This window comes from Vibrio sp. 1401, from assembly GCF_033340295.1.
The window spans coordinates 1-695 of the sequence record NZ_JAWOWF010000373.1 but is presented as its reverse complement, the minus strand read 5'-3'; the positions used below and the strand labels follow the sequence as shown (position 1 = coordinate 695).

Below are 695 nucleotides of genomic sequence, written 5' to 3'. Positions count from 1 at the left end.
GACAGCATAGACAGCACCACGTCTGCTAAGCGGTCTGGCTCAAGAATCGAAGACAACGGTTGAACTGCGCGGTAGGTATCCCACAAAGAGAAAGTGTCGTAGCGCGTGAAGTCTGCTTTGCCATCTTTGTTAGCATCGGCAGTGCGGATTGACTCTTTCAGCGTATCAATCTTATCGCCCCAAGGTGTGTTGCCATCTGGGTAAGCGTTGCGACCTTGGTGAACTTGGCGGTAGCGACCATCTAAGTCAGAGTGAATGGTTTGACCTAGGTACGAGTGGTACATCGCGGTGTAGAAGGTCTGTTTGTAATCTTCGTCGCCAGATACTTGGATCTTGCCGAGTTCGTCTTCCCATTTCTTCGTTGCCGCTTCGCGTACTTGGTCGAAGTTCATGCCCGCAACTTCTGTCATGTTAAGAGAAGCACCAGACTTGCCATTCTCGCCAATCTCAACGTTTGATAGCGCTAATTTCGCTTCAACCGTTAAGCCGTCTTTGGATGTGTCGAACTCAACGTAAGCGCGCGCGTATTGGTACTTGCCGCGTGTTTCGTTACCGATTTCCGTAATGCCTTCTGGCACGTCCATGTAACGACCTTGCTCTTTATCGTAGTAAGCAAAGCGAACGTTTTTGATTGGTTGGTCGAATGCCATCACGAACAATTCTTTTTGTCTTGGTGCCCAACCATCTGAGAAGCG

General features: G+C 49.5%; 1 protein-coding gene. It reads right to left on the bottom strand.

Features of this window, described 5'->3' with window-relative positions:
- On the bottom strand, positions 1-695 hold a 695-nt coding region (locus R7Z77_RS25710; RefSeq protein ID WP_318137093.1), incomplete at both ends, for a glycoside hydrolase domain-containing protein.